The 26,431-nt window shown below is 61.6% G+C and carries 28 protein-coding genes; 16 read left to right on the top strand and 12 right to left on the bottom strand.

Annotated features, from left to right (window positions below; all coding sequences use genetic code 11):
• The first annotated feature begins 133 nt into the window (after window positions 1-133).
• The 5 genes from cgtA (at window position 134) to ATH90_RS23970 (ending at window position 4,933) form a co-directional block, all read left to right on the top strand.
• Complete coding sequence (cgtA, locus tag ATH90_RS23990) at window positions 134-1,357, top strand: Obg family GTPase CgtA (protein ID WP_010206489.1); 1,224 nt, start codon at window positions 134-136, stop codon at window positions 1,355-1,357.
• Window positions 1,358-1,486: 129 nt separating this feature from the next.
• Window positions 1,487-2,605 (top strand): glutamate 5-kinase, encoded by a 1,119-nt coding sequence (gene proB / locus ATH90_RS23985; RefSeq protein ID WP_034109325.1) that lies wholly within the window; start codon window positions 1,487-1,489, stop codon window positions 2,603-2,605.
• Window positions 2,606-2,620: 15 nt separating this feature from the next.
• Window positions 2,621-3,085, top strand: coding sequence for a CreA family protein (locus tag ATH90_RS23980; protein WP_098467360.1), 465 nt, complete (start codon window positions 2,621-2,623; stop codon window positions 3,083-3,085).
• A 101-nt stretch (window positions 3,086-3,186) separates the two neighbouring features.
• Complete coding sequence (locus ATH90_RS23975; protein ID WP_034109323.1) at window positions 3,187-3,669, top strand: glutathione peroxidase; 483 nt, start codon at window positions 3,187-3,189, stop codon at window positions 3,667-3,669.
• A gap of 160 nt (window positions 3,670-3,829) precedes the next feature.
• Window positions 3,830-4,933 carry an NADH:flavin oxidoreductase gene (locus tag ATH90_RS23970; RefSeq protein ID WP_098467359.1) on the top strand — a complete coding sequence of 368 codons (1,104 nt, stop codon included), beginning with the start codon at window positions 3,830-3,832 and terminating at the stop codon, window positions 4,931-4,933.
• Here ATH90_RS23970 and ATH90_RS23965 read toward each other — a convergent pair.
• Both ATH90_RS23965 and cysZ read right to left on the bottom strand, forming a co-directional pair.
• Complete coding sequence (locus ATH90_RS23965) at window positions 4,902-6,104, bottom strand: glycosyltransferase family 4 protein (protein WP_098467358.1); 1,203 nt, start codon at window positions 6,102-6,104, stop codon at window positions 4,902-4,904. The genes ATH90_RS23970 and ATH90_RS23965 overlap by 32 nt on opposite strands.
• Before the next feature lie 54 nt (window positions 6,105-6,158).
• Window positions 6,159-6,926: a sulfate transporter CysZ gene (cysZ, locus tag ATH90_RS23960; protein ID WP_098467357.1), complete on the bottom strand. Its 768-nt coding sequence runs from the start codon at window positions 6,924-6,926 to the stop codon at window positions 6,159-6,161.
• Window positions 6,927-7,209: 283 nt separating this feature from the next.
• Here cysZ and trxB point away from each other — a divergent pair, with 283 nt between their 5' ends.
• A complete protein-coding gene (trxB, locus tag ATH90_RS23950; protein ID WP_003176041.1) occupies window positions 7,210-8,172 on the top strand; it encodes a thioredoxin-disulfide reductase in 963 nt (320 codons plus the stop codon).
• Between the two features lie 157 nt (window positions 8,173-8,329).
• Here the strand turns inward: trxB and ATH90_RS23945 are convergent, their stop codons facing one another.
• The 6 genes from ATH90_RS23945 to ATH90_RS23920 all read right to left on the bottom strand — a co-directional run bounded on the left by ATH90_RS23945 (window position 8,330) and on the right by ATH90_RS23920 (window position 11,340).
• The gene (locus tag ATH90_RS23945) at window positions 8,330-8,668 is read right to left on the bottom strand and encodes a HopJ type III effector protein (protein WP_034109319.1); all 339 of its coding nucleotides are present in this window, start codon (window positions 8,666-8,668) and stop codon (window positions 8,330-8,332) included.
• On the bottom strand, window positions 8,661-8,957 hold the full coding sequence (locus tag ATH90_RS23940) for a DUF1244 domain-containing protein (protein WP_034109318.1): 297 nt from the start codon (window positions 8,955-8,957) through the stop codon (window positions 8,661-8,663). Before ATH90_RS23940 ends, ATH90_RS23945 begins: the two co-directional genes overlap by 8 nt.
• 77 nt (window positions 8,958-9,034) lie before the next feature.
• Window positions 9,035-9,427, bottom strand: coding sequence for a dihydroneopterin triphosphate 2'-epimerase (folX, locus tag ATH90_RS23935; protein ID WP_034109317.1), 393 nt, complete (start codon window positions 9,425-9,427; stop codon window positions 9,035-9,037).
• 2 nt (window positions 9,428-9,429) lie between these two features.
• Window positions 9,430-9,990, bottom strand: a complete 561-nt coding sequence (gene folE, locus ATH90_RS23930) for a GTP cyclohydrolase I FolE (protein ID WP_025858052.1) — start codon at window positions 9,988-9,990, stop codon at window positions 9,430-9,432.
• Window positions 9,991-10,010: 20 nt separating this feature from the next.
• A complete protein-coding gene (gene folM / locus ATH90_RS23925; RefSeq protein WP_098467355.1) occupies window positions 10,011-10,721 on the bottom strand; it encodes a dihydromonapterin reductase in 711 nt (236 codons plus the stop codon).
• Window positions 10,722-10,779: 58 nt separating this feature from the next.
• Window positions 10,780-11,340: an antibiotic biosynthesis monooxygenase gene (locus tag ATH90_RS23920; RefSeq protein ID WP_034109315.1), complete on the bottom strand. Its 561-nt coding sequence runs from the start codon at window positions 11,338-11,340 to the stop codon at window positions 10,780-10,782.
• 213 nt (window positions 11,341-11,553) lie between these two features.
• Here ATH90_RS23920 and ATH90_RS23915 point away from each other — a divergent pair, with 213 nt between their 5' ends.
• A complete protein-coding gene (locus ATH90_RS23915; protein WP_098467354.1) occupies window positions 11,554-12,513 on the top strand; it encodes a MerR family transcriptional regulator in 960 nt (319 codons plus the stop codon).
• A 2-nt stretch (window positions 12,514-12,515) separates the two neighbouring features.
• Here the strand turns inward: ATH90_RS23915 and ATH90_RS23910 are convergent, their stop codons facing one another.
• Both ATH90_RS23910 and ATH90_RS23905 read right to left on the bottom strand, forming a co-directional pair.
• Window positions 12,516-13,121, bottom strand: coding sequence for a hypothetical protein (locus tag ATH90_RS23910; RefSeq protein ID WP_034109313.1), 606 nt, complete (start codon window positions 13,119-13,121; stop codon window positions 12,516-12,518).
• 59 nt (window positions 13,122-13,180) lie between these two features.
• Window positions 13,181-13,648: a PAS domain-containing protein gene (locus ATH90_RS23905; RefSeq protein WP_034109312.1), complete on the bottom strand. Its 468-nt coding sequence runs from the start codon at window positions 13,646-13,648 to the stop codon at window positions 13,181-13,183.
• A 129-nt stretch (window positions 13,649-13,777) separates the two neighbouring features.
• On the opposite strand from ATH90_RS23905, the gene ATH90_RS23900 reads away from it, so the two are divergent.
• Window positions 13,778-14,233, top strand: a complete 456-nt coding sequence (locus ATH90_RS23900) for a flavodoxin (RefSeq protein ID WP_034109311.1) — start codon at window positions 13,778-13,780, stop codon at window positions 14,231-14,233.
• On the opposite strand, the gene ATH90_RS23895 is transcribed toward ATH90_RS23900, so the two are convergent.
• Window positions 14,214-15,110, bottom strand: coding sequence for a LysR family transcriptional regulator (locus ATH90_RS23895; RefSeq protein ID WP_034109310.1), 897 nt, complete (start codon window positions 15,108-15,110; stop codon window positions 14,214-14,216). The genes ATH90_RS23900 and ATH90_RS23895 overlap by 20 nt on opposite strands.
• Window positions 15,111-15,221: 111 nt before the next feature.
• Here ATH90_RS23895 and ATH90_RS23890 point away from each other — a divergent pair, with 111 nt between their 5' ends.
• From ATH90_RS23890 to ATH90_RS23855, 8 genes are all read left to right on the top strand, one after another.
• Entirely contained in the window at window positions 15,222-15,593 is a 372-nt protein-coding gene (locus tag ATH90_RS23890) for a CidA/LrgA family protein (protein WP_034109309.1), read from the top strand.
• Window positions 15,583-16,269: an LrgB family protein gene (locus ATH90_RS23885; RefSeq protein WP_034109308.1), complete on the top strand. Its 687-nt coding sequence runs from the start codon at window positions 15,583-15,585 to the stop codon at window positions 16,267-16,269. The genes ATH90_RS23890 and ATH90_RS23885 overlap by 11 nt, the downstream gene beginning before the upstream one ends.
• A gap of 154 nt (window positions 16,270-16,423) precedes the next feature.
• Window positions 16,424-17,206 (top strand): class II aldolase/adducin family protein, encoded by a 783-nt coding sequence (locus ATH90_RS23880; RefSeq protein WP_098467353.1) that lies wholly within the window; start codon window positions 16,424-16,426, stop codon window positions 17,204-17,206.
• Window positions 17,206-18,111, top strand: coding sequence for an alpha/beta fold hydrolase (locus ATH90_RS23875; RefSeq protein WP_069078179.1), 906 nt, complete (start codon window positions 17,206-17,208; stop codon window positions 18,109-18,111). The genes ATH90_RS23880 and ATH90_RS23875 overlap by 1 nt, the downstream gene beginning before the upstream one ends.
• 173 nt (window positions 18,112-18,284) lie before the next feature.
• Entirely contained in the window at window positions 18,285-19,196 is a 912-nt protein-coding gene (locus tag ATH90_RS23870) for an SDR family oxidoreductase (RefSeq protein WP_034109305.1), read from the top strand.
• A 482-nt stretch (window positions 19,197-19,678) separates the two neighbouring features.
• On the top strand, window positions 19,679-21,469 hold the full coding sequence (locus ATH90_RS23865) for a DUF1302 domain-containing protein (RefSeq protein WP_098467352.1): 1,791 nt from the start codon (window positions 19,679-19,681) through the stop codon (window positions 21,467-21,469).
• 26 nt (window positions 21,470-21,495) lie between these two features.
• Window positions 21,496-22,854, top strand: coding sequence for a DUF1329 domain-containing protein (locus tag ATH90_RS23860; RefSeq protein ID WP_034109303.1), 1,359 nt, complete (start codon window positions 21,496-21,498; stop codon window positions 22,852-22,854).
• 179 nt (window positions 22,855-23,033) lie between these two features.
• A complete protein-coding gene (locus ATH90_RS23855) occupies window positions 23,034-25,535 on the top strand; it encodes a LuxR C-terminal-related transcriptional regulator (RefSeq protein ID WP_098467351.1) in 2,502 nt (833 codons plus the stop codon).
• Here ATH90_RS23855 and ATH90_RS23850 read toward each other — a convergent pair.
• Window positions 25,532-26,407 carry a helix-turn-helix domain-containing protein gene (locus ATH90_RS23850; RefSeq protein ID WP_098467350.1) on the bottom strand — a complete coding sequence of 292 codons (876 nt, stop codon included), beginning with the start codon at window positions 26,405-26,407 and terminating at the stop codon, window positions 25,532-25,534. The genes ATH90_RS23855 and ATH90_RS23850 overlap by 4 nt on opposite strands.
• Between the last annotated feature and the right edge of the window lie 24 nt (window positions 26,408-26,431).

Here is a 26,431-nt window from a genome sequence, read left to right as displayed (position 1 = left end):
CTCTTGCAAAGCTGTTTGTGATGGGCTCAGGCGCTGGATTTGCGGTCGTTGATTGAGGTCGCTGCGCTCATTTTTGCAAGAGTCTTATGTCTTGGTTTCTTAAGCTCGTCCGTGCGGCGAGAGGCGTTTTGTTATGAAGTTCGTTGATGAAGTTTCCATCCGAGTAAAAGCAGGCGACGGCGGTAACGGTTGCATGAGTTTCCGTCGCGAAAAATTCATCGAAAACGGTGGCCCGAACGGCGGTGACGGCGGTGACGGCGGTTCCATCTACATGATGGCCGACGAAAACCTGAACACCCTGGTCGACTACCGTTACACCCGGCACTTCGATGCCGAGCGTGGCTCCAACGGTGGCAGCACCGACTGCACCGGCAAAAAAGGTGAAGACCTGGTACTGCGTGTACCGGTCGGCACCACGATCATCGACTCCGCCACCCAGGAAGTGATCGGCGACCTGACCAAGGCCGGCCAGAAGCTGATGGTTGTGCAGGGCGGCTGGCACGGTCTGGGTAACACCCGATTCAAGTCCAGCACCAACCGTGCGCCACGCCAGACCACGCCAGGCAAGCCCGGCGAGCAGCGTGACCTCAAGCTGGAAATGAAAGTACTCGCCGATGTAGGCCTGCTGGGCCTGCCAAACGCCGGTAAAAGTACCTTCATCCGCTCGGTTTCGGCCGCCAAGCCGAAAGTCGCCGACTACCCGTTCACCACCTTGGTACCCAACCTGGGCGTGGTCAGCGTTGACCGTTGGAAAAGCTTCGTGATCGCCGACATTCCCGGCCTCATCGAAGGCGCTTCCGATGGCGCAGGCCTGGGGATTCGCTTCCTCAAGCACTTGTCGCGTACCCGTCTGCTGTTGCACCTCGTGGATATGGCGCCGCTGGATGACACCAGTGCACCGGACGCCGCTGAAGTGATCGTCAGCGAACTGACCAAGTTCAGCCCGTCCCTGGCTGAGCGTGATCGTTGGCTGGTGCTGAACAAATGCGACCAGATCCTCGAAGAAGAGCACGAGGAGCGCGTCAAGGAAATCGTCGACCGCCTGGAGTGGGAAGGCCCGGTCTACGTGATCTCGGCCATCGCCAAAGAAGGCACCGAACGCCTGACCCGCGACATCATGCGCTACCTCGAAGACCGTGCCGACCGCCTGGCCGCCGATCCGGTGTTCAAGGCCGAACTGGCCGAACTCGACCAGCGCATCGAAGACGAAGCCCGTGCCCAGCTGCAAGCCCTGGACGACCAGCGTGCCCTGCGCCGCAGCGGCGTGAAGTCAGTCCATGACATCGGCGACGATGATTGGGACGAAGAAGACGTGGATGATGAAGACGGTCCGGAAATCATTTACGTGCGCGACTGATTCGTTGCAGTAAACTTAAGCGCCGCTCACTCGAGCGGCGTTTTGGTATCTGTAGTCTTTAAAGTAGTCACGAATAACGTTATGGGCGGCGCTGGGTCGCGTGCAGCCCTCTATCTAAGGTTGAAGATGATGCGGAGCAAAGTGACAGGTGCACAGCGCTGGGTCGTAAAGATCGGAAGTGCGCTGTTGACGGCGGATGGCAAGGGGCTGGATCGCGCAGCCATGAGTGTCTGGGTCGAGCAGATGGTGGCCTTGCATGAGGCCGGTGTCGAGTTGGTGCTGGTGTCGTCCGGGGCGGTTGCCGCCGGCATGAGCCGCCTCGGCTGGACCGCGCGACCCAGCGCGATGCACGAGCTGCAAGCCGCCGCCGCCATCGGCCAGATGGGCCTGGTGCAAGCCTGGGAATCCAGCTTTGCCGAGCACGGCCGCCACACGGCGCAGATCCTGCTGACCCACGACGACCTGTCCGACCGCAAGCGCTACCTCAACGCCCGCAGTACGTTGCGCGCCTTGGTGGAGCTCAAGGTGGTGCCGGTGATCAACGAAAACGACACGGTGGTCACCGACGAAATCCGCTTCGGCGACAACGACACCCTGGCCGCCCTGGTGGCCAACCTGGTGGAAGCTGACCTGCTGGTGATCCTCACTGACCGCGACGGCATGTTCGACGCTGACCCGCGCAACAACCCCGACGCCCAACTGATCTACGAGGCGCGTGCCGATGACCCTGCGCTGGACGCCGTGGCCGGCAGCGTTGGCGGCGCCCTGGGCCGTGGCGGCATGCAGACCAAGCTGCGTGCAGCGCGCCTGGCCGCACGGTCCGGCGCCCACACCATCATCGTCGGTGGGCGCCTGGACCGCGTGCTGGACCGCCTCAAGGCCGGGGAGCGCATTGGTACGCTGCTGTCGCCGGAACGCGGCATGCTCGCGGCGCGCAAACAGTGGCTGGCCGGTCATCTGCAAACCCGTGGCACGCTGGTGTTGGACGACGGCGCGGTGTCGGCCCTGTCCCAAGGCAACAAGAGCTTGCTGCCGGTGGGCGTCAAGTTGGTGCAGGGCAGTTTCCGCCGTGGCGAGATGGTGGTGTGCGTGGCGCCGGACGGTCGCGAGATCGCCCGCGGCCTGGCGAACTACAGTGCCCTGGAAGCGCAGAAGATTATTGGACAATCGTCCGATGCGATTGTCGGATTATTGGGTTACATGGCCGAACCGGAACTGGTGCACCGCGATAACCTGATCCTGGTCTAATCAAAGGAATACACGATGCGCTCAATGAAAGTATTGCTCGGTGTGCTATTGGCCATGCCACTGCTGGCCTCGGCTGAAGAAATTGCCCAAGTGTCGACCGTGTTCAAGTTTGTCGGCCCCAATGACCGGATTGTGGTCGAAGCCTTTGATGACCCCAAGGTCGACGGCGTGACCTGCTACCTGTCGCGTGCCAAGACCGGCGGCGTCAAGGGCGGCCTGGGCCTGGCCGAAGACCGTGCCGAAGCCTCGATTGCCTGCCGCCAAGTGGGCCCGATCCACTTCAAGGGCGAGCTCAAGGACGGCGACGAAGTCTTCAAGGAACGCACCTCGCTGGTGTTCAAGACCATGCAGGTGGTACGTTTCCTCGACAAGAAGCGCAACACCCTGGTGTACCTGGTCTATAGCGACCGCCTGATCGAAGGCAGCCCGCAGAACGCCGTGACGGCCATTCCGATTCTGCCCTGGCCGACCGCTCAGTAACCCGCAGGCGAGTTTTGTAATCGGCGTCTATGATTGCAGGCTTGCGGGTTGTAATCTCGAAAGGCCGCAATGCGAAGAACATGGGATATCTGGAGTTCGTCATGAGTGCTTTCCACGACCTGAAACTCAAAGCTTTGGACGGACAAGACCTGCCACTGGCGCCCTTCAAGGGGCAAGTGGTGCTGGTAGTCAACGTGGCCTCCAAATGTGGTTTGACCCCGCAATATGCCGCGCTGGAAAACCTCTACCAGCAGTACAAGGACCAGGGATTTACCGTGCTCGGCCTGCCGTGCAACCAGTTTGCAGGGCAGGAGCCAGGTACCGAGGAAGAGATCCAGTCGTTCTGCAGCCTGAACTACGGCGTGACGTTCCCGTTGGGCAGCAAGCTTGAGGTCAACGGTCCTGATCGTCATCAGCTGTACCGCCTGCTGGCGGGTGAGGGCGCCGAGTTTCCTGGGGATATCACCTGGAACTTCGAGAAATTCCTGCTGGGTAAGGATGGGCGGGTACTCGCGCGCTTTTCTCCGCGTACCCCGCCCGATGATCCGTCGGTGGTCCAGGCCATCGAAAAAGCCCTGGCCTGAAACACCGGTTCGATCGTTCCCACGCCCCGCGTGGGAATGCCCTTCGGATGCTCCGCGTCCTGCTTTTACCCCTTAATCACCCAGATCAATAGTGCTATCCCGCACGGCGCGCTGCCCATATTATCGACATCATAAATCCTGTCTTCCGTGGAGCGCTCCCATGCCCGTCCAAGCCTTGTTCAAACCTTTCCAGCTCGGTGCATTGCAACTGTCGACCCGCGTCGTCATGGCGCCAATGACACGGTCGTTTTCCCCGGGTGGCGTACCCAACGCCAAGGTGATCGAGTATTACCGCCGCCGCGCCGCTGCCGGCGTGGGCCTGATCATCACTGAAGGCACCGTGGTCGGCCACCGGGCGTCCAACGGTTACCCAAACGTCCCGCATTTCTATGGTGAAGCCGCGCTGGCCGGCTGGAAGAAAGTGGTCGACGCCGTGCACGCCGAGGGCGGCAAGATCGTTCCACAGCTTTGGCATGTGGGCAGTGTGCGCCGTATTGGCACCGAGCCTGATGCCAGCGTGCCGGCCTACGGTCCGATGGAGAAACTCAAGGACGGCAACGTGGTCGTCCACGGCATGACCCAACAAGACATCAAGGATGTCATCAACGCCTTCGCCCAAGCCGCCAAGGATGCCCAGAGCATCGGCATGGACGGCGTGGAGATCCACGGCGCCCACGGCTATCTGGTCGACCAGTTCTTCTGGGAGGGCAGCAACCAGCGTACGGACGAATACGGCGGCAGCCTGGCCAACCGCTCGCGCTTTGCCATCGAGCTGATCCAGGCCACGCGTGCTGCGGTGGGCCCGGACTTCCCGATCATCTTCCGTTTCTCCCAGTGGAAGCAACAGGACTACACCGCGCGCCTGGTGCAAACGCCGGAGGCGCTGGAAGCATTTCTCAAGCCGTTGTCTGACGCCGGCGTGGACATTTTCCACTGCTCTACACGCCGTTTCTGGGAGCCTGAATTCGAAGGTTCCGACCTCAACCTGGCCGGCTGGACCCGTCAGCTCACCGGCAAGCCGACCATCACCGTGGGCAGCGTTGGCCTGGATGGCGAGTTCCTGCAGTTCATGGTCAACACCGACAAGGTCGCGCAACCGGCCAGCCTGGAAAAGCTGCTGGAGCGCTTGAACAACGACGAGTTTGACCTGGTGGCCGTGGGCCGTGCATTGCTGGTGGACCCGGATTGGGCCGTGAAAGTGCGCGAAGGGCGCGAGGGTGACATCCTGCCGTTCAGTCGTGAGGCGTTGACGACCCTGGTGTAAGTGGCGACAGGACGGGCAGTGGATGCCCGTCCTCACACACACCGCGTAACTGGCGTTCGAATTGCTCGATGATCGCCGGCCAGCCCTGGCGGCTGGCATGTTGGCGAGCGTTCAGTCGAGCCCGGCGCAAGGTCTCGCGCTCTTCCAGCAACCAGACGGCGGCATCGCAAAAAGCATTCTCATCTCCCGGCATCGCCAGCACGCCATTGTAGCCATGACGAATATGCTGGGTTGCAGCCGCCTGGTCGTACGCCACTACGCCGAGCCCGGAAGCCATGGCTTCTAACACCACATTGCCGAAGGTTTCGGTCAGGCTGGGGAACAGGAACAGATCCCCGCAAGCATAGTGCCGGGCCAGTTCTTCGCCGCGTTGGGTACCGCAGAACACCGCGTCGGGCAGTTCCTGCTCCAACAGCGGGCGCTGCGGGCCATCGCCGACGATGATCAACTTCAGCCGGCGCCAGGGATAAGCATCCTGCAGCGTATCGAAGCAGCGTTTGAGCAGCCCCAGGTTCTTCTCCTGCGCCAGGCGCCCGACATGCAGGACTGCAATGTCGTCGTTTTCCAGGCCCCAGCTTTCGCGCAATGCATTGTTACGCTTGGCCGGGTGGAACAACTGGCTGTCGACCCCGCGGGACAACATTCCCAGGCGCTCGAAATGCCGGCGCTCCAACTCCAGCCGCTGGCTGGCGCTGGGCACCAGGGTCAGGGTCGAACGGTTGTGAAACCAGCGCAGGTAGTGAGTGACCATACGGCTCAACAGGCTCAAGCCATATTGGTTCGAGTACTGCTGGAAATTGGTATGGAAGCCGCTGACCACGCTGATTCCCAGGCGACGTGCCGCGCGCAGGGCAGACAGGCCCAAGGGCCCTTCCGTGGCAATGTACAGGACGTCCGGGCGCTGGCGCGTCCAGCGCCTCAGCAACTTGTGCATCGACGACTGCCCCCATTGCAGGCCCGGATAACCCGGCAGCGGCCAGCCGCGGCACAGCAGTAGCGCGTCGTCGCTGGGGCGGCTCTGGTCGACGCCCTGGCGCGGGCGAACCAGCTCGACTTGATGGCCACGAGCGCGCAACCCCTCGCACAGGCGGCCAAGGGTATTGGCCACCCCGTTGATCTCTGGCGGGAAGGTTTCGGTGATGAGGGTGATGTGAAGCGAAGCTGTCGTCATGACCCACAGTGTCGCTGTAGGCCATGTCGTCATTGTGTCATCGAGATGATGGATTTATGACGTGGTCACTTTTTGCTGCTGTGCCATTGCCTCGGCCCCTTGCTCGCGCACCCAGAACAACGTAGCCCCGGCCACCGCCGCCGGCATCATCAGCAGGTTGACCACCGGCACGAGCAGCACCAGGTAAACGATCCCGCCGAAGCTCATGCTCTGCCAGCGCTTCTGGCGCAGCCAGGCGAGCATTTCGTTCCAGCCCAGCTTGTGGTTGTCGGCCGGGTAGTCGATGTACTGGATCGCCATCATCCACACGCCAAACAACAGCCAAAGCGGTGCCGCGATCAGGTTGACCACTGGAATGAACGACAGGATAAACAGGCCGATGGCCCGTGGCAGGAAGTAGCCCAGCTTGCGCATTTCCCGCGCCAGGGTGCGGGGGACCATGGCGATCAACTCGCCCCAGCTGAAGGCTGGGAAGTCATCGGTGCCTCGCACGACCACTTCGACCTTCTCTGACAGGAAGCCGTTGAAGGGCGCCGCGATAATGTTGGCCAGCATCGTGAAGGTGAAAAACACCATCAGCACCACCAGCACCACGAACAATGGCCATAGCAGGTAATTCAGGAAGCTCAGCCAGCTCGGCAGTGTCGGCATCAAGTGGTCCACCCACAGGCTGAACTGATGGCCGGCGAAATAGATCAAGCCGACGAACAGCACCAGGTTGATCGTCAGCGGCAACAGCACAAACAGGCGCAGGCCTGGGCTCAACACCAGTTTGAGGCCTTCACGCAGGTATTGCGGGCCGGAAAGAGCAGGGGCGGGCATGGAGAACTCCGAGCAAAGGAACGAACGCGCCGACCTTACCGGCTTTGCCTTCAAGGCGAAAGCGGCGACATCCGTGGTAACAAAGCCGTCGATTAATCGTGTGGACTGCATAGAGACCACCTATGAGCTGGATTGTTATTCCGTATTTCCTTAATCTTGCCCCCCTCGATACGCTGCACCCATTATTTTTCAGGGCCTGCGAGTTCAAGCCTTCCCCAAGTGCTTCGTGGTCCCTTTTTTATTCCAGCCACCTTGTACTCCGGGTGGTCGATAGGAGTGAGTCATGTCTGATACCCGTCATTCGCGAGTGATTATTCTCGGTTCCGGCCCTGCCGGTTACAGCGCTGCCGTCTACGCTGCCCGGGCCAACCTCAAGCCGTTGCTGATCACCGGCATGCAGGCGGGCGGTCAGTTGACCACCACCACTGAAGTCGACAACTGGCCGGGCGACGTCCACGGCCTGACCGGGCCGGTGCTGATGGAGCGCATGAAAGAGCACGCCGAACGCTTCGAAACCGAGATCGTGTTTGATCACATCAACAAGGTCGACTTCTCCAAGAAGCCTTACAGCCTCACCGGCGACAGCGGCGTCTACACCTGTGACGCGCTGATCATTGCCACCGGCGCCAGCGCCCGTTACCTGGGCCTGCCATCGGAAGAAGCGTTCATGGGCAAAGGCGTGTCCGCCTGCGCGACCTGCGACGGTTTCTTCTACCGCAACAAGCCGGTCGCCGTCGTCGGTGGCGGCAATACAGCCGTGGAAGAGGCGCTGTACCTGGCCAACATCGCCAGCACCGTGACCCTGGTTCACCGCCGCGAGACCTTCCGCGCCGAGAAGATCCTGATCGACAAGCTGCACGCCCGTGTGGCTGAAGGCAAGATCATCCTCAAGCTCAACGCCACCCTGGACGAAGTCTTGGGCGACAACATGGGCGTGACCGGTGCGCGCCTGAAAAACAACGACGGCAGCTTCGACGAGTTGAAAGTCGACGGCGTGTTCATCGCCATCGGCCACACCCCGAACACCTCGCTGTTCGAAGGCGTGCTGGAAGCCAAAGACGGCTACCTGGTGGTGCAGGGCGGCCGTGAAGGCAACGCGACGGCCACCAACATCGAAGGTATCTTCGCTGCCGGTGACGTGGCTGACCACGTGTACCGTCAGGCCATCACCTCGGCCGGCGCCGGCTGCATGGCGGCATTGGACGCAGAGCGTTACCTCGACGGCCTGCAGAACGCTTCGTTCTGAACCCGTTGACCTAAAAAAACCGGCCCTGAGGCCGGTTTTTTTATTTCCGCGATTTAACTAATACCCAAGAACACATGTGGGAGCTGGCTTGCCTGCGATAACGGTGCACCAGGCACCACCGCCATCGCGGGCACGCCCGCCGCCCACAGTGACCGGGTTAGCGGCGGGTCAGGGGGTGTGCGCTGAACTTCACACCGGCCAAGCCATTGGCGATCAATGCACGGATGTTGCCATGGTCGCTGCCCTCAGGCGTTGCCACCACCGAACGGTAATGCTCGCCAAACGCCAGCAACGCTTCCTGATCGCTCAACCCTTCCAGCAATGCCAATCCCAGTGTCTTGCACGAACCTTCGTTCTGCCCGGCAGCGTTTTCCACATCGCCGTTGGTGAAGGCTTGCGGCTGGTAGTCATAACCGGCAGCGACAAACGCCAGGGTATCGGCAAAAACGTGTTCGCCGCTGTTGAGGCTGGCGCGCAGGGTGTTCAGATCAGTCATGGGGTTTTCCTTTGGCGAACGCGGCCTGCTGGTCGGCGCTGGCTTCTTTCTGGTATTGGGCTTTCCACTCGGCGTACGGCATGCCGTACACCACTTCACGGGCATCATCGAGGCTCAGTTCGATCTGGCGCTCATCGGCTTCGGCCTTGTACCACTTGGACAAGCAGTTGCGGCAGAAGCCCGAGAGGTTCATCAGGTCAATGTTCTGCACATCCTTGCGGCTGTCCAGGTGGGCCACCAGCCGGCGGAAGGCGGCGGCTTCGAGTTCAAGGCGTTGTTGGTCGTTCATGGCGGTCTCTTCGAGACAGCTTCAAGCGGGTAAGCTTCAAGCTGCAAGTTGGAGTGAGATTGGCGTTAACGTGTGGCTTAAAGCTTGTCGCTTGAGGTTGAGCGGCTCGCCGCGAGCGTTATCGAAACCGATTCGGCAAAGCGCAGCGCATGCGGCTTGTCCACTTCGACCTCGGCGTACAGCACCGACTCGTTGCTCATCACCAGGTCAAGCAACTCCTGGGTCAGGCGCTCCAGCAGGGCAAAACGGTTGCCCTCGACGTGGGCGATGATTGCCTTGGTGATGGTGCGGTAATTCAGCGCGTGGTCGATATCGTTGTCGCGCACGGCGTCCTGGGCGGCATACAGGATGGTCAGGTTGATCAGCACATCCTGTTTGTTGAGGATCTCGTCCTCGTTGATGCCGATGTAGGTGCGCAGGCACAGGTCCTTGACCCGGATGCGCGCCATGCCTGGTTGAAGTTGTGGCATTGCTACTTGCTCCGTCCGATCAGTTGCAGGAACTCCATGCGCGTGGTGTTCGACTCGCGGAACGCGCCGAGCATCACCGAGGTGTTCATGGTTGAATTCTGTTTTTCCACGCCGCGCATCATCATGCACATGTGCTTGGCTTCGATCACCACGGCCACGCCGGCGGCCTGGGTCACGTCCTGGATGGCGTCGGCGATCTGCCGCGTGAGGTTTTCCTGGATCTGCAGGCGGCGGGCGAACATGTCGACGATGCGCGCCAGTTTCGACAGGCCCAGCACCTTGCCGGTCGGAATGTAGGCCACGTGAGCCTTGCCGATAAACGGCAGCAGGTGGTGTTCGCACAGTGAGTACAACTCGATGTCCTTGAGGATCACCATCTCGTCATTGTCAGAGGCAAACAGCGCACCGTTGACGATTTCTTCCAGGTTCTGCTCGTAGCCATGACACAGGTATTGCATGGCCTTGGCGGCGCGCTTGGGCGTATCGAGCAAGCCTTCGCGCTCGGGGTCTTCGCCCAAGCCCTTGAGGATCTCGCGGTAATGGTGGGGCAGGGATAAGGTCATACAACATCCTCACAAACGGCTTACTTGATATGCCGCCCGCCGTTGACGGTCAGGGTGGTACCGGTGACATAGGGGTTGTCCAGCAGGTAACGCACGCTCTGGTAGATCACTTCGGGCCCGGGCTCGATGCCCAGTGCCGACTTGGCCAGCACCTTGGCGCGGTAGGCTGCGTCATCGCCGTCGTTGAACATCACCATTGCCGGAGCGATGCCGTTGACCTTGATCAGCGGCGCAAGCTGCGCGGCAAACGACAGGGTCAGGCTGTCGAGCCCGGCCTTGGTGGCGCAATAGGCGATGTGCTGGCGGCTGCCCTTGCGCACCACGTCATCGCTGATATGCACGATGTCGGCGGGTGAAGAGCGTTGCAGCAAGGGTGAACAATGCAGGTTGATCAGGTACGGCGCAAGCATGTGCACGCTGAACATGTCGATCAAGGCGCGGCTCTCGTCACCCGGGGTTTCTGCAACCCAGGCCGAAGCGTTGTGGATGATGGCCCGCAAGCTGGGCGTCAGGTTCTTGAGTTCAGCGATAAACGCAAGGATCCCGGCTTCGCTGGAAAAGTCGGCAAACACACCGATCGCCCCGCGTTCGCGCAGCGCTTGCACGCCGGGGCGCTCGCTACGGTAGCTGAATATGACCGATTGGCCCTCGTCCAGCAGGCGCTGGGCGCAATGCAGGCCGACACGTTGGCCGGCACCGGTGATCAGGATCGGGGCGTTTGTTGCGGTCATGGGGGGCTCGAATCGCTGGCAGATTGAAACTATACCAGCGACCGGCCACCCCGTGTATTCACGCCGCGGCTTCGGTGGCCTTGCGCGGGGTCGGGGCAGGATGCAGCCAATTCGCCAACAGGTGGGTCGACAGCGGGATGAACCAGTAGACCATCAGGGGCGTGAGCGCCAGGGTGCTGACCAGCACGCGTGGCGCCAGGTCCAACTCGCCCAGCAGCGGGCCCAGGACGAAGTTGAAGAGCAGCGACACCGGGAAAAACGCCAGCCAGATCGCTACTGCCTGCTTCCAGCGCGGCGGACGTGCCCCTACCGCGCCGAACCAGCCGTCGATGCCGCGCACGCGGTGCTCGGATGGGTCGGCAAACAAGTCGCTGCCACGGCTGAGCCACGCGCTGCGGGAGGCGGAAAACTCCCAGGCATGCAGGGTCTTCTCATCGGCGAAGCGGAATATGATCTGGAATTCATCATCATTGGGCGGTGGCGCGAGGACGCCTGAACCCAGGTAGCCGGGAAAGTCCGTGGCCAATTGCTCGCCTTCGCGCAGCCAGGCCATCAGTTCTTCGTAGCGACCCTTGGCCACGCGGCGCGCAACCATCAGGGTGACGGGTGAGGTAGACATTATGTATCTCCAGTAATCGGGTGCGCTGGACCGGGTAGGTGGCACACAGGCGTAGCCGCGGGGTAATGCGGCTGCGCTAAAAAACAGGCAAGGATTATTCCTGTTTTGCAAAAATACGCCAGACACTTCGGTCGGTTTGCCTGGCTGCTTGAATCGGACAGTTGATTCGGCGTTAAATGGGACCCACATTTACACGGATGTTTCCGACCTCAAATGCCCGAAATTACTGTGCCTCATCGCGAAATAGTCCACGGTATCCGTTCGGATGCCGATGCGTTGTTTCCTATTCGTGAAGTTTCGAGACTGACAGGTGTCAACCCGGTGACATTGCGTGCGTGGGAGCGACGTTACGGGCTGATCCAGCCCACGCGCACCGAAAGTGGGCACCGCCTCTACTCCAAGACCGATATCCAGACCGTCAATCGTATTCTCGACTGGATCGAGCGCGGCGTGGCCGTGAGCAAGGTGGGCAAGATTCTCGCCCGTGACGATCAGCAGGCCGAAGCGGTACGGGCCGAGCGAGATACGGTCGAGGAGAATGAATGGCCGCAATGGCAGGTGCGGCTGATGCAGGCTGTCAGTGAATTCGACGACCGGCAGTTGGAAAGCCTCTATGGCCAGGTGCTCGCCAGCTACCCGCTCAGCGTGGCGTTCCAGGACATCCTGATGCCTCTGTGGAGCAACCTGCTACGCCACCAGGGCCGTTTTGGCCAGGCCAGCGAATGGCTGTTCCTCGACAGTTTCCTGCAAGTGCGCGCTTTGGAGCGCCTGCGCCTGGCATGTGCCACGAAGGCTCCACGGATTTTGCTGGCGGCCATTCCCGGCGAGTGCCGTAAATTGGAGTTGCTGGTTGCCGCGTTGATGATGAGTCGAGATGCGCTGGCCGTGCAGGTGCTGCCCATGGGGCAACCGCTTGATGAATTGACGCTGGTCTGTGAAAAGACTCGGCCCCAAGGGCTCGTCCTCTTTTCCAATCACTCACACAACCAGGATCTGGCTGCGCGCCTGAACCGCTTGGCGTTGACCCTAGATTGCCCGCTGTTCCTCGCCGGTGCAGCCTCTGACCTTGCCGGGGCAGGGCTGTCGGGCACGCCCATCGGCTGCCTGGGCAATGACGGTCGCTCGATGCAGCAGCGCTTGCAGCAGTTTCTCGGCGGGACGCTGGATACCTGATCTCAGGCGTGCATCTGCGGGTGGACCAGGCGGTGTTGGTGCAGGATGAATTGGCGCAGGCGCTCGGTTTCATCCACGTCGCCCTGGTTCAGGCGGTAGGCAAACAACCCCCGTGCAGTTTCCCGCTCGAACGTGCCGCGCAGTGCGATGCGTTCATAGCCCGAGGGGCTGAACCACAGGGAAAAGGTTTTCGGCGGTTTGATCCTGCCGCGAATCTCCACCAGCACACCCTTGAATGACACCTCATGCACCCACAGTGCGCCCGGGGTGCCCTTGATGTTTTCCAGCGCTACGGGTGATTCCAGTGCCAGGCGCCACGGGCGGATCATCGGCCCGTCTTCGAAAATGCTCGGCACACCCAAGCGCAAATGCACGGCATGAAACTCATCCTCTACCAGGTGCAGGGGGAAGGTGAGTTGCTGGTTATCGAATTGCGCCTGGAGGGTGACGTGGTCGTGGGCGGCCAGCCGAGTGAGCAAATCGCGAAGTTGCGCGCCGCCATTGACGGTCAGGCTCGACGACGCATCCCGCAGGTTGAGCTGTGGGTTGTGCTGCATGTTCTGAATGAAATCCAGCTCATCCTGGGTCAGAAGCGCATCGCGTTGCATCGATCGAGCTCGGTGAGGGGGTGTTAAAATGCCATTATCCTCCGTAATGAACGTATTTTCTAAATTTTGTTAGATCCGCTCGTCGCTTTGAGCGCCGCCAGCTCGGCCCCGACCCGCGCCAGCTCGGCTTCCAGTTGAGCCACGCGTTGCTGGGCCTTGATCTGGAGGGTGACGTCCTTTTGCACGCCGACGAAGTAAGTCTGCTTGTCGGCCTCGTTGTATACCGTTGAAAGCGACAGCTCGTTCCAGAAGTGACTGCCGTCCTTGCGATAATTGCGCAGGATTTCCCGGCAGGATCCGCCGCTTTCCAAGGCATCGCGGATGGCCATCAGGGCCGGTTGGTCGCGGTCGCCCGCTTGCAGGAAGCGGCAATCCTGATAAAGGATTTCATCAAGGGTGTAGCCGGTCAGCCGTTCGAATGCCGGGTTGACATAGATCAGTGGCTTGTCCTTGCCTTCGCGTTCGGCAATGACGATACCGTCGTTGGATGCATTCACAACCAGTTGCATCAGCTTGGCGTTAATCATTGAGCGGTCCATGGCTTGTGATTGAAGTTGGCAGTTTATGACATGCCCTGAATGTTGCACGGGGTGCGCCGAAATATTTGCGCCAGCTGTTAATATCCCAGGCTTTCGCTCAACTACAGGATCAGATTGATGAAAGTCGCCATCCTTTCCGGCTCGGTCTACGGCACGGCTGAAGAAGTTGCCCGTCACGCTGCCGGTATCCTCAATGCCGCCGGTTTTGAGGCCTGGCACAACCCTCGCGCCAGCCTGGCGGATGTGCAGGCGTTTGCGCCGGATGCTTTCCTGGCGGTGACCTCCACCACCGGCATGGGCGAACTGCCCGACAACCTGCAACCGCTGTATTCGATGATTCGCGACCAACTGCCGGCCGCCTGGCGCGGCCTGCCCGGTGCGGTGATCGGCCTGGGCGACGCCAGCTATGGCGACACCTTCTGTGGCGGCGGTGAGCAGATGCGCGAGCTGTTTGCCGAACTGGGCGTGCGCGAAGTGCTGCCGATGCTGCGCCTGGACGCCAGTGAAAGCGTCACGCCGGAAGCCGATGCCGAGCCATGGCTGGCTGAACTGGTCACTGCACTGCGCGCTTGACCGGAAATTCGCGCAGCAACGCCAGCCAGGCCTGGGCGGCCTTCGACAGATAGGCGCCCTCACGCCAGATAAACGCAATGTCCCAGCGCAGGTACTCGGGTGCCTTCAATGTGAGGCGTACCACGCCTGGCCGCACCAGCCCACGGGCGACCACACTGGGCAGCAGCACCACGCCCTGGCCGGCGGCGACCAGGGCGGCGAGGAAGTCCGCCTGGCCACTGCGACCGATTTCCTTCGGCGTAAACCCCAGTTGCTCACATGCCTGCATCAGGCGGTCGTTCAGCACGAAGCTGCGCTGGTACATCAGGAACGGCGTCTCGGCCAATTCCTCCAGGCGTACCTGGGCGTTATCCGCCAGGGGATGATCGATCGGCAATAACGCATCCAGGGGCTCGTCGCAGAACGCTTGCCAGGCAAATGCCGGGTCGCTGGGCTTCAAGCTGCCCCCCACTTCCAGTTCACCACTCAGGATGGCCTGCTCGATATTGCGGCTGCCGCCTTCCAGCAGTTGGATGGTCACGTTCGGATAACGCCTGCGGTATTCGGCAAACAACCCGGCGAACAAGGTATCGCCCGCCAGCAATGGCAGGCCCAGGCGCAATTCACCGCGGGTCAATTGCTGCATGTCATCCAATTCGCTGAGCAGCTCGTTTTGCAGGCGCAGCATGGCTTCGGCACGTTGCAGGACCACGTGGCCAGCGGCGGTCAGGCGGATCTGCGAGCCTATCCGGTCAAGCAGTGGCGTGCCGAGGCTTTGCTCCAAGTGCGCGACCTGCTTGCTGACAGCGGACTGGCTGATATGCAGGGTTTTGCCGGCCTGGGTAAATCCGCCCTGGTGGATCACTTCGACAAAACTGCGCAGCTGTTTGAATTCCATGGTGTGATTCCCGGCGTCGTATTCCAGAGTGGAATGGCTGGCAGTCTAACAATTCGCTGTGGGGATGGGGCGAGCCTCTCTAAAATGAGCGCCTGCGAGGACCCAAAGCCCATGAAACGTTTTATCCGTTTGTTCATTGAACTGGTCGTACTGCTGGCTATCTACCTGCTTGGCTGCCAACTGGCCGTGTGGTTGAAGTGGCCGGTTCCCGGTGGCGTCGTGGGCCTGGGCCTGTTGTTGGCAACCTTCGCCAGCGGCCTGGTCAAGCCGGCGGCCCTGCAATTGGGCGCGGGCGTGCTGATGGCCGAGATGCTGCTGTTCTTCATTCCCGCCTTGATGAGCCTGTTGGACTATGGTGGCCTGCTGCGCAATGACGGTTGGCGCATCCTGCTGGTGATCGGTTTCAGTACCTTGGCGGTGATGCTGGTCACGGCGTTCACCGTGGAGCTGGTCTGCCGCTGGAGGCTGCGCCATGAAGCTTGAACTGATGCCGGTGTTCTGGCTCGCCTTGACCTTGGGGGCGTACATCTTCAGCCGCTGGATCTACCGGCGCACCGGTCGCTACCTGTTGTCGCCGTTGATCCTGGTGCCTGTACTGCTGCTGGCGGTGGCCGTGCCCATGAACACGGCCTACGCCGAATACGCGGCCGACACCCACTGGCTGATGCTGGTACTCGGGCCGGTGACCGTGGCGTTCGCCGTGCCGATCTGGCAACAGCGGCGGCTGTTGGCGCGGCACTGGTCGGCGTTGTTGCTGGGGATGGTCGCGGGCAGCGCGGCGTCCATCGCCACTTCGTTCGGCCTGGCCAAAGCCCTGGCCTTGGACAGTGCGGTGACGATGTCGCTGGTGCCGCGCTCCATTACCACGCCGTTTGCCATGCCGGTGTCCTCCGACCTTGGCGGCGTACCGGAGCTGACGGCGGTGTTCGTGATGTTCACCGGTGTGTTTGGCGCCATGCTCGGCGGCGTGCTGCTCAAGTGGTTACCGTTGCGCACGCCTCTGGCGCGGGGCGCGTTATTCGGGGTAGGGGCCCACGGTGCGGGCGTCAGCCGGGCGCATGAAGTGGGGGGCGAAGAGGGCTCGGTCGCAGGGTTGGTGATGGTGCTGACGGGCTTGCTCAACCTGTTTGCCGTGCCTTTATTGGCGGCACTTCTCTGACACTGCTTGTGCGCAATTTAAACTATTCTCAACACTGACTCGTACGGCCATCAAGCTGGCTGCGAAGGCAACTCCTGCAGCCCCGACGTCTGACTAGACTGGCCCATCACTCAAAAAAACAATAACAATAACGTGCGCCAAGGAGGTCGTTACCGTGAGCCTAGCCCCCGTTCTATCGCCACAGAATGTCAAAGATCAGGTCAGCGCCGCCGAGTGGCAAACCCGCGTCGACCTGGCAGCCTGCTATCGCCTGGTGGCGATGCATGGTTGGGATGACCTGATCTTCACCCATATCTCCGCCAAGGTGCCGGGCACCGATGATTTCCTGATCAACCCCTATGGGCTGATGTTCCATGAGATCACTGCGTCGAGCCTGGTCAAGGTCGATCAAGCCGGCAACAAACTGATGGACAGCCCGTACGAGATCAACCCTGCGGGCTACACCATCCACAGCGCCATCCATGAAGTGCGTCACGACGTGACCTGTGTGTTGCATACCCACACCGCTGCCGGTGTCGCGGTGGCAGCGCAGAAGCAGGGTGTGTTGCCGATCAGCCAGCAATCGATCTTCGTACTGTCGAGCCTGGCCTATCACGCCTACGAGGGGGTGGCGTTGAACCACGAAGAGAAGGCCCGTCTGCAGGCCGACCTGGGCGAAAACAGCTTTCTGATGTTGCACAACCACGGTCTGCTGACCTGCGGCAGCACCATCGCCGACACCTTTTTGATGATGTTTACCTTCCAGCGCGCCTGCGACATCCAGGTGCTGGCGCAAAACGGCGGCGCCGAATTGATCGCCATCGGGCCGCAGATCCTTGCCGGCGCCAAGGCAATGGTGGCGGCTGTCACAAAGAGTGCTCAAGGTATGGGGGGCGCGCTGGCCTGGCCGGCGTTGCTGCGCAAGTTGGACAGCTTCGATCCTGGGTATAAAACCTGATGCCACTCGCCGAGATCCCGCTGAGTGTCTGGCGCAAACGCAGCCAGACGTTCGACTTCCACGGCCACACCATCCGCTACTGGGTGGCGGGGCAGGGAGAACCGTTGCTGTTGATCCATGGCTTCCCTACTGCCAGTTGGGACTGGCATTACCTGTGGCAGCCCCTGGCCCAGCGAAACCTGGTAATTGCCTGTGACATGCTCGGCTTTGGCGATTCGGCCAAACCTTTGGACCATGGTTATTGCCTGCTGGAGCAGGCGGATCTGCAGCAAGCGTTGCTCGAGCACCTGCGCGTGGAGCAGCCAGTACACGTGCTCGCCCATGACTACGGCGACAGCGTTGCCCAGGAACTGCTCGCCAGGCACTACGAAGGTCGCTTTCATATGGCCAGCTGTGTGTTTCTCAACGGTGGCCTGTTTCCCGAAACCCATCGCCCGGCCCTGGTGCAGAAGATGTTGCTCAGCCCCCTGGGCTGGATGATCGGCCGCGCCTTCGGACGCAATGCCCTGGCGAACAGCTTCAATCAGATTTTCGGCCCCAATACCCGCCCCAGCGAAAGTGCCCTGGATGATTTCTGGAGCCTGATCGACTCTCACGAAGGCACGCGCATCCTGCATAAACTCATCGCCTACATCCCTCAGCGTCGACGCCTGCGTGAACGTTGGGTGCACGCGATGCAGCAGGGTGAAGTACCGCTGCGAGTGATCGATGGCGAGATCGACCCGATTTCCGGCGCCCACATGGTGGAGCGTTACCGCGCGTTGGTGCCACACGCCGATACGGTGCTGTTGGCCAATATCGGCCACTACCCGCAGATCGAGGCGCCGGTGCAGGTGCTCAAGCATTACCTGGCGTTTCGCGAGCGCATTGCTGGCCCCGTGTGGGAGCTGGCTTGCCTGCGATAGCATCGCTGCGGTTCGACTGAAAGGCCAAGGCGCTTGCATCGCAGGCATGCCAGCGCCCACATGATCATCCCTCTGCCTTATCGAGCACCATTCAGGCTCAGTCGTGGTTATTGTGACCATGGCCCCCGTGCCTGACACTCGACCCATTCCCATTGTCGCCATTGGAGTTCGGTATGAGTGAATCAGTGCAGTTCCAGGATAAGGTCGTGATCGTCACCGGTGCCGGCGGCGGATTGGGTCGGGCCCATGCGCTGCTGTTCGCTAGACACGGCGCCAAAGTGCTGGTCAACGATCTGGGTGGCTCCACCCAGGGCGAAGGCGCCAACGCTTCGGCTGCTGACCGGGTCGTGGCCGAAATTCGCGAGGCGGGTGGTATCGCCGAGGCCAACCATGACTCTGTCACCGACGGTGACAAGATCGTGCAGAACGCCCTCGACGCCTTCGGCCGTATCGATGTGGTGGTCAACAACGCCGGTATCCTGCGCGACAAGACTTTCCACAAAATGGACGACAGCGACTGGGACCTGGTTTACCGGGTGCACGTCGAAGGCGCCTACAAAGTGACCCGCGCCGCCTGGCCTCATCTGCGCGAGCAAGGTTATGGCCGGGTGATCTTCACCGCGTCCACCTCGGGCATCTACGGCAACTTCGGCCAGTCAAACTATGGCATGGCTAAGCTCGGCCTGTATGGGCTGACCCGCACCCTGGCGCTGGAAGGGCGCAAGAACAACATCCTGGTCAACGCCATCGCGCCCACGGGGGGCACGCGCATGACTGAAGGCTTGATCCCGCCGCAAGTGTTCGAGCGCCTCAAGCCGGAGCTGGTCAGCCCGCTGGTGGTGTACCTGGGCAGCGAGGCCTGCCAGGAAACGTCCGGGCTGTTTGAAGTCGGTGGCGGCTGGATCGGCAAGACCCGCTGGGAACGCAGCCTGGGTGTGGGCTTTGACCCGCAAGCCGGTTTCTCGCCCGAAGACGTGGCGGCACACTGGCAGCAGATCTGCGACTTCGAGGGGGCCGCGCACCCCAAGGACAACATCGAGGCCCTGAAGGAGATGATGGCCAATCTACAGAAATACAGCCTGTGATCGTTGCTTGAAAAAGCTTGAATCCTGCGGGGCGCTGACAGCGCCCCGTTTTATTTTGGGCAAAAAAAAGCCGCTGCAAACGCAGCGGCTGAAGTAAGACGTTGGATCAAGGAGCGATAAATCAACGTCAGTGAACACCGGTAACAGATTGAAAAAAGACATCAATCCATCTGAATCAGGCTTTTCTTCCGGAGGGGGAAGCGGGCCATTTGCCCTGAAAGCCCGGCAAGAATAGCCGTTAGTAACAAAATGAGTAATGCCGATTCATGACAAGGACTGTTGCTGATTCGGCAACAGTTGCTGGGCGTGCTATCCATTCTCCTGATAACCCGCCATCCACCGGATGCATGCGCGCGCCCAGACCCCGGCCAGAGCGGCCTGTCATCCTTTCGAGCGACAACACGAATCCCTCCTTGGTGCGCTTATCGCTCCACATGGGCGGCAGTAGGGTGGGGCCTTCTGTCACTCACCGGGGAAGACGCATGACAAGAACAACAATGCGCGCCATCTTCAGGCCACAGGCGCTGGCCGCTGCGGTTGCGTTGGGTTGCTGTGCCCAGGCACAGGCTGTTTCGTTCAACATTGGCGAGATCGAAGGGCAATTCGATTCGTCGCTGTCAGTGGGCGCGAGTTGGGGGATGCGCGATGCCGACAGCAAACTGGTGGGCACCGTGAATGGCGGCACCGGCCAGGCTTCCACGGGGGATGACGGGCGCCTGAACTTCAAGAAGGGCGAGACCTTCTCCAAGATCTTCAAGGGCCTGCACGACCTTGAGTTGAAGTACGGCGACACAGGCGTATTCGTACGCGGCAAGTACTGGTACGACTTCGAACTCAAGGACGAAGACCGCGAGTTCAAGCCCATCAGCGACCACAACCGCAAGGAAGGCGCCAAATCCAGCGGCGCGCAAATTCTCGATGCATTCGTCTACCACAACTATTCGCTGGGTGACCTGCCGGGCACCGTGCGCGCGGGCAAGCAGGTCGTGAGCTGGGGCGAAAGTACCTTCATCGGCAACTCCATCAACAGCATCAACCCGGTTGACGTGTCGGCCTTTCGCCGTCCCGGTGCCGAGATCAAGGAAGGGCTGATTCCGGTCAACATGCTATTCGCGTCCCAGACCCTCACCAACCAACTGACGGTAGAAGGTTTCTACCAGTTGGAGTGGGACCAGACGGTACTGGATAACTGCGGCACCTTCTTCGGTGGCGACGTGGCGGCGGATGGGTGCACCAACAACTACACGGTGGGGAACCCGGCGATTGCGCCATTGCAACCTGTGGCTGCGGCGTTTGGCCAAGGGTTTGGCGTGACCAATGAAGGGGTGATCGTACGCCGCGCAGGTGACCGTGACGCGCGTGATTCCGGTCAGTTCGGCGCCGCGTTGCGCTGGCTAGGGGATGACACCGAGTACGGCCTGTACTTCATGAACTACCACAGCCGCACGCCGACGGTGGGCACCATCACCAACACCACCAGCCTGGCCACGCTCGGCGCGATTGCCGGTACCGCCAACGGCCTGGCGCCGGGTTCCGGCGCGGGCCTGGTGCAAAGCCTGATGCTCGGCCGCGGCCAGTACTACCTCGACTACCCCGAAGATATCCGCCTGTTCGGTGCCAGCTTCTCGACGACCTTGCCCACCGGCACGGCGTGGACCGGTGAGATCAGCTACCGGCCCAATGCCCCGGTGCAACTCAATACCACCGACTTGACCCTGGCCCTGATCAACCCGGTCGCCGGTCAGCTGGCGTCACCCATCCGCAGCAACTTCGGTGACGACAACAAAGGCTATCGCCGTAAAGAGATCACTCAGATCCAAAGCACCATGACCCAGTTCTTCGACCAGGTGCTGGGCGCCGAACGGCTCACGGTGGTGGGTGAAGCGGCCATCGTCCATGTCGCAGGCCTGGAAGATAAATCCAAACTTCGCTATGGCCGCGACTCGGTGTACGGCGCCTACGGTTTCCAGGGTGACACCGATGGTTTCGTCACATCCACCTCCTGGGGCTACCGCGCGCGGGCGATCCTGGACTACAACAACGTGATTGCCGGGATCAACCTCAAGCCCAACCTGTCCTGGTCCCATGACGTCGCCGGCTACGGCCCCAATGGCCTGTTCAACAAAGGCGCCAAGGCGATCAGCGTCGGTGTCGATGCGGACTACCGCAATACCTACACCGCCAGCCTCAGCTACACCGACTTCTTTGGTGGCGACTACAACACCCTGACCGACCGCGATTTCCTCGCCCTCAGCTTCGGCGTGAACTTCTGATCTGGCTTAAAGAAGGACAAGACTCTATGCGTAAGCTATTTGCGGTAATGGCCCTCAGCCTCTTGGCAGCCAATGTGATGGCAGCTGTGTCGCCGGACGAGGCTGCCAAGCTCGGTACCACCCTGACCCCGGTGGGCGCCGAAAAAGCCGGCAACGCCGACGGCTCGATCCCGGCCTGGACCGGTGGCATCCCCAAGAACGCCGGCGCGGTCGACAGCAAGGGCTTCCTGGCCGACCCGTTTGCCAGTGAAAAGCCGCTGTTCGTGATCACCGCGGCCACCGTCGACAAGTACAAGGACAAACTTTCCGACGGCCAGGTGGCGATGTTCAAGCGCTACCCCGAGACCTACAAGATTCCGGTGTACCCGACCCACCGTACGGTGAACCTGCCGCCGGAGATCTACGAGTCGATCAAGCGCAGCGCGCTGAACGTCAAGCCGATCAACGACGGCAACGGCCTGGAGAACTTCACCGGCAACCGCTACTACGCGTTTCCGATTCCCAAGAATGGCGTGGAAGTGCTGTGGAACCACATCACCCGTTATCACGGCGGCAACCTGCGCCGCATCATCACCCAGGCCACACCGCAGACCAACGGTAGCTACACGCCGATCCGCTTCGAGGAAGAGGTGGCCGTGCCGCAACTGATCCCCGACATGGACCCGGCCAAGGCAGCCAACGTGCTGACCTTCTTCAAGCAGTCGGTGACCGCGCCGGCGCGCTTGGCGGGCAACGTGCTGCTGGTGCATGAAACCCTCGACCAGGTGAAGGAACCGCGCCTGGCGTGGATCTACAACGCTGGCCAGCGCCGCGTGCGCCGTGCGCCGCAGGTGGCATATGACGGACCGGGGACGGCTTCCGACGGGCTGCGCACCTCGGACAACTTCGACATGTTCTCCGGCGCCCCGGACCGCTACGACTGGAAGCTGGTCGGCAAGAAAGAAATGTACATCCCCTACAACAGCTACAAGCTCGACCAGCCGACGCTCAAGTACGACGACATCATCAAGGCTGGCCACATCAACCAGGACCTGACCCGCTATGAGCTGCACCGCGTATGGGAAGTGGTGGGCACGGTCAAGCCGAGTGAGCGGCATATCTACGCCAAGCGCCACATGTACATCGACGAGGACAGCTGGCAGGTGGCGCTGGTGGATCACTACGATGGGCGTGGCCAACTGTGGCGGGTGGCCGAGGGGCATGCGCAGTTCTACTACAACCACCAGACCCCGGCCTACACCGTGGAAACCCTGTACGACATCATCGCCGGGCGCTACCTCGCGCTGGGTATGAAGAATGAAGAGAAGAGCAGTTTTGTGTTTGGTTTCAATGCCAAGGCGGCGGACTACACGCCGGCGGCATTGAGGGCTGAGGGCGTGCGCTGAGCCTTGATGTGAAACGCAATCCCAATGTGGGAGCGGGCAAGCCCGCTCCCACATCGAGTTGTGGATGCCTTGAATTTTATGCTCGCCAATCACCCTGCTGAATCTTTCTTCAACAACCGCCAACCACAGGACTAGGGTAGGCGCCAGGTTGCATAACAATAAGAACGCAGGATGCAGCAATGACCGCCATGACACGCTGCCTGGACCGTCCTGGATTCATGCCTCGGCTGTCCGCCCACCATCTGCTGCGCCCACGCTTGGCCGAGCCGTTGCTGGCCGCACCGGTCAGGGTCAAGTTGCTGTGTGCCCCTGGCGGCAGTGGCAAGAGCGCGTTGCTCGCCGAGTGCGCGTTGCAGGCGCCAGCCGGCTGCCTGGTGTACTGGTTGCCGCTCAATGGTGCTGCCCTCGGCCCGATCGATCTTTGTCAACGGCTGGCGCAGATCCTCGGCCTGCCGTTCAGCGATGAAACGACGCTGCTGCTCGACCTCACTCGCTGGCAGACGCCAGCATGGTTGTTCATCGATGACTTCTGTCGCGCCGCCACACCCGAAACCGACGCGTTGCTCGACCGTTTGCTCACGGTCAGCAGCCCGGCGTTGACCTGGTGGCTGGGTGCGCGTCGTCGCCCCCTGTGTAACTGGCCGCGGTTGCTGCTCGACGATGAGTTGCTGGAGTGCGGCGCTGACCTGGCATTCACCTCGGCCGAGATCCAGCAACTGCTTATCCACATGCCGGGGCAAACCGTCGACAGCGTGTTGCAGTTCAGTGCCGGCTGGTGTGCCGGTGTGCGCATCGCCTTGCTCGGCGACGCCCACCCGGAGAGGACCTTGCTCGATTACTTGCAGCATGAGCTGTTCAGTACGTTGCCGCCCGAACTGGCCGAAGCCTGGCGTGTGCTGGCGCATCTGCCGCGCTTCAACCCAGGGTTGTGCGAGCACCTGTTCGGCCATGGCGACGGCGATCAATACCTGCGCGATCTGCAGGCGCTCGGCGCGTTTATCCAGCCTTGGGAAGACACAGACTGGTTGCAGGTCTTTCCGCCGCTGGGCCGATTGCTGCGTGATGAGCCCTGGCCGGCCAAGCGCTCCTGGCACCGACGGGCCTGCCAGTGGTTCACCGCCGAACAGGACTGGCAGGCCGCGTTTGAACACGCGTTGCTGGCCGAAGAATATGAAGTGGCGGTGAGCCTGTTGCAGCACTTCAGTTTCGAGGACCTGTTCCGCCAGCAGAATGCGGTGTTGCTGTTGCGCCTGCATGAACAGCATGGCGATGAATTGATGCTGGGCTCGGCGCAACTGGTCGGGCTGGTGACGGCGGCGTTGCTGTTCGCCGGGCGTTTCGACCAGGCCGCGCGATGCATCGACCAGTTGGCGCGCTTCGCTCCGCAACCGACGGCGGCGCAACAGCGCTACCTGCTGGCCCGCTGGCAGGCACAGTGGGGCTGGCTGCTGCACCTGGGCGGCGATGCCGAGCGTTCCCGCGAACATTTCCTCGAGGCGCTGCAAGCGTTACCCGACAGCGCCTGGACGTCACGCCTGATGTGCTTGTCGGGCCTGACCCAGCAAGCCTTGCTGCGCGGCGAGTTGGACGTCGCCCAGGGGCTCAGCCGTGAAGCGCTGTGCCTGGCCCGTGCCCAGGGTTCGCTGTTGCTTGAGGCGCTGCTCGAACTGGATCACGCGCAGTTGCTGGAACAGCGTGGCGCACCGTACCGAGCGCAAAGCCTGCTGGAAAACGTGCAGGTGATGTTGGTCGAGCAGCGGCTCACGGCCGGGCCGCTGGTCGGACGCATCGCGTTGCGCCGTGGGCATCTGGCGTTGCGCCAGGGGCACGACAGCCTGGCCGCCGACTGTTTCGAAACAGGCTTGGCGATGTGCCTGCACAGCCAGGACAAACGCGTGCTCTACGGGTTTCTCGGACTGGCCCTGCTGGCTGCCAACCGTGGCGATTACGCCCAGGCCTTTGTGCAACTGCGCGAGGCCGAGCGCTTGATGCAGCAACGCCAGGTCCCCGACACGGTGTATCGCGCAGTGTTGCTGCTGGTCAGCGGCCACTTCTGGTTGCAGCAGGGGCGCGCCGAACTCACGGCGCAAGCAGTGCGTCGCGTGCTTCGCCACTTCCGTGGGCCCCAGGCCAAGCAGGCTCCGCCGGCCACCCTGGAACTGATCCCGCGCCTGGAATACCTGCTGGTGCTGGCGGAAGTGAAACTGGGCTGCGCCGATCAACCGGTGGCGCGGCTCAAGGCCTTGCTGCACGCCACGCACCAGCGCGGCATGCTCTGCCTGGAAACCGAACTGCACCTGGTGCTGGGGGAGGTCGCCTGGCAAGTCGGTGACCCTGCGCTGGCGCGCCGTTCGCTGCAGGCCGGGCTGGCGTTGGCGGCACGCTGCCAGGTGCAGCAGGCGATTCGCGAGCTGCGGTTGCGTTCGCCAGGGTTGTTGAGTGAACTGGGCATGGAGCCACAGGCTTCAGCACCGGGCGTGGTGGAAAGCCCCCTGAGCCAACGCGAGTTGGAAGTGCTGCAACTGATCGCCCTTGGCAACTCCAACCTGGAAATCGCCGACCGCCTGTTTATCTCCCTGCACACCGTCAAGACCCATGCGCGGCGCATCCACAGCAAGCTAGGTGTGGAGCGACGTACGCAAGCGGTGGCCAAGGCCAAGACCCTGGGGTTGATGACCTAGGCGCAGAACGCCTGGCGATATTCGCCGGGTGTCGCGCCCATGGCTTGGCGGAAGCGATGGGTGAAGTGGCTGGCGCTGGAGAAACCGCACATCAACGCGATCTCGTTCAAGGGCAGGGCGCCACTGCGCAGCAGGGCCTGGGCGCGAGTGACGCGGCGCGCCAGCAGATATTGATGGGGCGGCAGGCCGAAGCTTTGACGGAACATCCGCGCGAAATGGTATTCCGACAATGCACACATCCCGGCGAGTTGGCCCAGGCTGATCGGGTCTTCGAGGTGCTGGTCGATGTACTCCACCAACAGCCGCCGTTGGTGCGCCGCCAGCCCGCCTTTAAGGCGCAGCCCGTCGCGGGCGCCCACTTGGCTAAGCAGGGTGTGGCTGAGCATTTCATGGGCCAGGCTGCTGGTCAGCAGGCGCTCGGCGGGTTCGTGCCAGTTCAGCGCGATCAACTGGTGAAAGCGCCGCGCCTGGCTGGCATCTTCCAGGAAGGTGCTTTCGCGCAGTTGCAGGGTGCGCGGCTCGCGGTCGAGCAGGGTGACGCAGCCCAGGGCAAATTGCTCCGGGCTGAAATACACGTGGGCCAGGCGTATCTCGCCGTTGATCACCCAGGCCGACTGATGCTCGGCCGGCAGGATGCACAGTTTGTCCGGCCCGCCCTTGGTGCCCGGTTGGTCACGCCGAAAGGTGCCGGTGCCACCACCGATGTAGCACGACAGGGTGTGATGTGTCGGCGCCTGGTAGTCCTGTGAGTCGTGGTGGTTGCTCCACAAGGCTGCAGACAAGCCGTCACCGAGCTCGGCGCAGGCTTCCAGGCGTGCGTTGGGCGAGCGGTTAAGGGCTTGAAAGACTTGCAGGGATTCCAGATCAGGCATGGTTCGTACTCTTTGACGTCTTGC

Source organism: Pseudomonas lurida (assembly GCF_002563895.1).
Lineage (GTDB): Bacteria > Pseudomonadota > Gammaproteobacteria > Pseudomonadales > Pseudomonadaceae > Aquipseudomonas > Aquipseudomonas lurida.
Note: the sequence above shows the minus strand (reverse complement) of the source record. Positions and strands in the feature narration are given on the sequence as shown.